The following is a 5,646-nucleotide window of genomic DNA, read 5'->3' as shown; positions in this document are numbered from 1 at the left end:
CCCCCACACCCAGCACCAGCGCCAGGACGCCCACCGCGGCGAGCCGCCGCCCCCGGGCCGGTGACAGCGCCAGGCGCGAGCCCATGCCCTCCGGCAGCGATTGGGACACGCGCGACCAGAGCGCTCCGCTCGCCGTGCGCGCCTGCCGGCCCAGCACCGCCGCGCCCACCGCCGCGCGCTGACCCAGCTGCGCGGCGCCCTGCCCGAACTGCGCCGCGCCCACCGCGGCACGCTGCCCGAACTGCGCCGCGCCCACCGCCGCCCGCTGCCCGAAGGCGCCCAGGTCCATGCCGGAGTCCGCCACCCGCGCCAGGGCCAGGTTGCCGAACGGCGGCTGCGACGACTCGTCCTGCGGTGTCACCACGGCGCCGGGTGCCGGCGCCTCGACCCGGTACGGCGCGCGCGGCACGCGGAAGACGCGGATCTTCCCGGGGATGCCCTTCAACTCGAAGGAGCCCACCTCCTGCGACGGCACCTCCGCCTTGTTCATGGAGAGGTAGACGGCCTCCGTGAAGAAGACCTCGTCCGCGTCGGTGATGCCCTCCACCCGGGCGGCGATGTTCACCGGCTCGCCGAAGATGTCGTTGGCCTCCAGCCGCACCTCGCCCACGTTGACGGCGACCCGCACGTGGAGCTGATCGTCCTCCAGGAGCCCCCGGTTGTGCTGCCACAGCCGGTCCTGGATGGCGATGCCGCTCAGGACCGCCTGCGTGGGGGACTCGAAGGTGACCAGGAAGGCATCGCCAATCGATTTGATGATGCGTCCACCGAAGGCCTTGAACAAAGGCACGAGCAACGCCTCGTGCACCTGGAGCAGCCGCTGGTTCTCTTCCAGCGTCTGCCGACTGGTGCGTTCGGTGAAGCCCTTGATGTCGGTGAAGACGATGGCGAGGTTGGCGGTCTTCAAGGCGGGCGCAGTGTATGCACCGCGTCGCGCGAAGCAATCGCCATGGCCGGGCCCTTCCCTCGGCTGTCGGCTGTCAGCGCTTCGACGGTTTGAGCGCGCGCATGGAGCGCTTCTCCGGGGCCGTGAGCTGCGCCCTCACCTTCGCGGCGAGCTGGGGCCTGTCCGTCCGCTCGTAGAAGGCAGCGAGCGTCCGGAGCACCCCCGGGTTGGTCGGCTGGGCGTCTCGCGCGGCGAGAATCTCCTTCTCCGCGTCCGGCACCCGCCCCTGCTGCTCCAGCACCGACGCGAGCTGGAGACGCACCTGCACCCACTCGGGCTTGGACTTGGACAGGGGGCGGTAGTGCCACTCCGCCTTGAGGAAGTCCCCCGCCCGGGCCCAGAGCCCCGCGAGCCGGAAGCGCGCATCGTCATAGGACGGGCGCAGGCCCACGGCCTTCTCATAGGCGCGGATGGCATCGAAGGTGGCGGCCCGCTCTTCCAGGAGCATGCCGCGCAGGAAGTAGACGCGGGGGTTCTCCGGGGCCTCGCGCTGGGCCGCATCCAGGTGCGCCTGGGCCCGCTCCAGCTCCGGGGCGCTCCCTGCCTTGAGCAGCAGCCGGGCCGCTTCCAGCCGGGGCAGCTCCCACCGGGGCTGGGCGACCGCCAGCCGCTCCAGGGCGGCCAGGGCTCCCGCGTCGTTCCCGGCCGCCTCCAGCGCCAGGGCGTCCGCCAGGGGACTCGGCGCCGCCGGGGCCGCCGGAGCTGTCAGGACCGGTTGCGCCTGTGCGTCGGAGGCGCCCGTCAGCAGCGCCGCCACGAGAACCCACATCATGACCGGCAGATAGCAGAGCCAGGTGGGGCACCTCAACACTTCCCCTTGACGGACACCCGGCCTCGCATGAAACCCATGACCGTGCAGATCTCCCAAAGAACGTTGGAAGACCTTGGTTTCTCGGAAGTGCTCCGCGCACTGACGCAGCGCTGTCGCACGGAGCCAGGAAGGGAGCGGGTGCTTGCCCGCCCGTTCCACGACACCGAGGAGGAAGTGACCGAAGCGCTGGCCCTCGTGGACGAGGCCCGCTTCCTGTCACAGCAGCAGTTCTCCCTTCCCCTGGGCGGCGTGACGGATCTGCGCACCGCCGTGGGCCATGCGGAGAAGGGCGGCATCCTGGAGCCCCGCCAGCTCATCGACGCGGCCCAGCTGCTCTTCGCCTTCGCACGCACGCGGGAGGCGCTGGACGAGCGCAAGGAGAACGTCCCCCGCCTGGTGGAGATCTCCCGGCGCCTGCCCTTCCTGGAGGCCATGGCCCGGCGCATCGACCAGTGCTTCGAGCCGGACGGTGAGATTTCGGACCGTGCGAGTCCGGAGCTCAAGGAAGCCCGCGACCGCGCGCGCGGCCTGCACCGGCGCATCAAGATACGGCTGGACGAGCTGCTCCACGACGAGGCGTTCATCCCGAAGCTGCGGGAGAACTACTACACGCTTCGCAACGGGCGGTACGTGGTGCCGGTGGTGTCCAACTACCGCTCGGAGGTGGACGGCATCGTCCACAACGCCAGCCAGACGGGGCAGACGCTCTTCATGGAGCCCCAGGCGATGGTGGGCCTGGGCAACGACCTGGCCATCGCGCAGTCGGAGGTGGCGGAGGAGGAGCGCCGGGTGCTCCAGGAGTTGAGCCAGCTCGTGGGCCGCGAGTCCACGCGCATCCTGGAGGGCCTGGAGGCGGTGGCGGAGCTGGACGAGGTGGAGGCCATCGCCATCCTCTCCGCGGACCTGGACGCCACGACGCCCACGTTCGTGGGCGTGACGGAGCTGAACCTGCGCGGCCTGCGCCACCCGCGCCTCGTGCTCAAGGGCACGGAGGTCATCTCCAACGACGTGACGCTCACCGGGGGCGCCCGGGCGCTGGTGGTGTCCGGCCCCAACGCGGGCGGCAAGACAGTGACGCTGACGGGCGTGGGGCTGTGCGCGCTGATGCTGCGCGCGGGCCTGCCCGTCCCGGTGGCGGAAGGATCGCGGATGCCGCTGTACCGCTCCGTGCACTCCACGGTGGGCGACGCGCAGGACCTGACGCAGGGTCTGTCCACGTTCAGCGCCCACGTCACCCTGCTGCGCGACATCCTGGCGGCGGTGGGTGAGAACTCGCTGGTGCTCATCGACGAGATCGCGGCGGACACGGATCCGCGCGAGGGCGCGGCCATCGCCATCGCGGTGCTGGAGGAGCTGCTGGGCAAGGGCGCGTATTCGCTCGTCACCACGCACCTGGAGGAGCTCAAGGCGCTGGCGCACATGGATCCGCGCTTCCTGAACGCGCGCGTGGGCTTCGACTCCAAGCGGATGGCGCCCACGTACCGGCTGCAGATGGGCGCCGCGGGCCAGTCGTCCGCCATCGACATGGCGGCGCGGGTGGGCCTGCCCTCGCGGGTGTGCGAGCGCGCGCGGGAGCTGTCGCTCAACGCGGGCGGTCCGCTCACCAAGGCGCTGGCGGCGGCGGAAGACGACCGGCGCAAGCTCTACGAGGAGCTGGAGAAGGCCCGCCTCGCGGCGAAGGAGGCGGAGAGCCTGCGCGCGGAGCTGGAGAAGCAGAAGGTCGCCTTCGAGCGCGAGCGCAAGGGCCGGATGATGCAGTTCAACGAGGACGTGCACGCGGCGGCGGACCATGCCGCCCAGGAGGTGCGCGACCTGCTGACGAAGCTGCGCTCCGAGCAGAGCGAGAAGGCCCTCTCGGAGGCGCGCATGCAGTTGCAGCAGCGCGCGGACGAGGCGCAGAAGCGCGCGGCGGCGGCCAAGGCGGAGCTGTTCCAGGTGGAGGCCCCGGGCCCGGCGAACCTCAAGGTGGGCGCGTGGGTGCACCACTCCGGCCTGGGACGGGACGTGGAGATCCTGGAGCTGACGGACGGCCAGGCGGTCGTCTCCGCGGGCGGCGCGCTGAAGATGCGGGTGCCGACGTCGGAGCTGTCCGGCTCGCGCACCCGCAAGCCGCAGCAGGCGAAGTTCCCGGAGCGCCAGAAGGGAGAGGCGGCCCTCAAGCGCGCGGCCTCCGCGGCGCCCGCGCAGGTGGAGGCCACGAACTTCCGCTGCGACGTGCGCGGCATGCGCGCCGACGACGCGCTGTCGGAGCTGGAGGCGTTCCTGGACCAGGGCATGCGCAAGGGTGAGGAGGCCGCGCTCATCATCCACGGCCACGGCACCGGGGCCTTGAAGCAGGCCATCCGCGACCACCTGGCCGCATCGCCGTACATCCGCATGTTCCGCCCGGGCGACAGCCACGAGGGCGGAGACGGCGTCACGGTGGTGGCACTGCGAGGCTGACGTGTAGGGTCAGGGAGCCGGGGCCCATGGGCCCCGCTCCCCTGCTCTTTCGCGGCGGCATTCGAAGGCCAGGGCAACGTTGAGTACAGTACGGAGCCATGTATCGGCTCTGCCTGTTGGGATGCGTGTTGCTGCTGGGTGCGTGCCGCGAGAAGGCTCCGGAGGAGGGCGCGCTCCGCGTGTCCGTGAAGTACGGCTCCTACAAGCCCGGCTGCGTGCGCGTGGAGGTGAAGGACGCGCAGGGCAACCGGGGCGCGACGGACGTCCCGGCGAGCCAGTTCCAGAACATCGAGACCCAGGAGGTCCTGGTCGCGGTGCTCCGCAAGGCGGAGTGGGACCGGGAGCTGAGCGTCACGGTGTCGTCGTTCGCCGCCGTCGCGGACGGCCGCTGCGACGGTCCTGTCGTGGAGAGCATCGCGAGCCAGCCCATCCCGATTCCGCCCAAGGAGTTCACCCGTCACGACGTGACGTTGGAGGCGGTGGACGGGGACGGAGACGGCTCGCCCAGCAACTTCGAGGCGACGGGGCCCTTCGACTGCAAGGACGATGATCCGCGCATCCACCCTGGTGCCACGGAAACGTGCAGCGGAACGGAGGACTTCAACTGCAACACGTTGAAGGGCTGCCAGGAGACGAACTGTCGCGCCGAGGCGTGTGACGACGGAAACCTCTGCACGACCGAGGACCACTGCGAGGGGAGCGGCGTCGGGGCAAAGTGCCTGGGCACGGCGCGCCAGTGCAACGCGTCCGCTTGCACCCAGGGCGTCTGCGACCAGGGCACGGGCCTCTGCAGCTTCAGTCCGGCACCGGAAGGGGCGTCCTGTGCCGACGCCGACACGTGCACCGAGGGGGACCGCTGCAATAGCAGCGGCACCTGCCTCAGCGGCATGCCCACCCCCTGCCCGAAGCGAGATTGCTTCTTGCCAGTCGCCGGGACCTGCACGGCGAACAACAACTGCGCCTACGCCCCGGATCCGGCACAGGTGGGTGACTTTTGTCTGGCGCCTTCTGGCATGCTCACGGGCGTGTGCCGCAAGGGTGACGGCGTCTGCAGCGCGTTCCCCTTCCAGCCCAGCAACTTCGATCCGGACGCAGTCGCCCCGGCGGACGTTGTGGACCTCATCACCTCCGGAGCCGTGACGTTCAATTCGGAGACGTTGACGTGGACGCCCAGTGGCGTCGTTACAAACCCAAGCCAGCTCAAGCCCCGGGCCATCCCCCAGGCAGGCGGGGCCCCGGACGCAGTCCTCCTCCCGGTGAAGTCGGTGAGCCTGGGGGGGACGCTGTCGCTCGTGGGCACACGTCCCGTTATCCTGGCCGTGTATGGGGATGCGCTGCTGAATGAATCCATCCTCGCCAATGGCCACTTTGCCGGCAGCACCACGGTGCCTGGGACGGGCGGCAATCACCTACGGTGCGGAACCGCCACGGGCAGCAACGGAGGCGC

The 5,646-nt window shown here is 70.7% G+C and carries 4 protein-coding genes; 2 read left to right on the top strand and 2 right to left on the bottom strand.

Annotated elements, in window-relative coordinates:
- On the bottom strand, positions 1–907 hold a 907-nt coding region (locus tag D7V93_RS36575), incomplete at its 3' end, for an adenylate/guanylate cyclase domain-containing protein (RefSeq protein WP_147451527.1).
- Between the two features lie 73 nt (positions 908–980).
- Complete coding sequence (locus D7V93_RS36570; RefSeq protein ID WP_120647761.1) at positions 981–1,718, bottom strand: tetratricopeptide repeat protein; 738 nt, start codon at positions 1,716–1,718, stop codon at positions 981–983.
- A gap of 75 nt (positions 1,719–1,793) precedes the next feature.
- Between D7V93_RS36570 and D7V93_RS36565 the strand changes: the two genes are divergently transcribed.
- Together D7V93_RS36565 and D7V93_RS36560 are read left to right on the top strand one after the other, a co-directional pair.
- On the top strand, positions 1,794–4,199 hold the full coding sequence (locus D7V93_RS36565; RefSeq protein ID WP_120647760.1) for an endonuclease MutS2: 2,406 nt from the start codon (positions 1,794–1,796) through the stop codon (positions 4,197–4,199).
- Positions 4,200–4,297: 98 nt separating this feature from the next.
- The coding region (locus tag D7V93_RS36560; RefSeq protein WP_208723274.1) for a putative metal-binding motif-containing protein at positions 4,298–5,646 on the top strand (1,349 nt) is incomplete at its 3' end.

This window comes from Corallococcus llansteffanensis (assembly GCF_003612055.1).
GTDB lineage: Bacteria > Myxococcota > Myxococcia > Myxococcales > Myxococcaceae > Corallococcus > Corallococcus llansteffanensis.
The sequence above is the reverse complement of the archived record's forward strand: the minus strand, read 5'-3'. Positions and strand labels throughout refer to the sequence as shown.

Excerpts from the sequence above, each read along its gene's own strand:
- D7V93_RS36565 (WP_120647760.1), top strand. The coding sequence starts at position 1,794 with ATGACCGTGCAGATCTCCCAAAGAACGTTGGAAGACCTTGGTTTCTCG.
- D7V93_RS36570 (WP_120647761.1), bottom strand. The coding sequence starts at position 1,718 with ATGATGTGGGTTCTCGTGGCGGCGCTGCTGACGGGCGCCTCCGACGCA.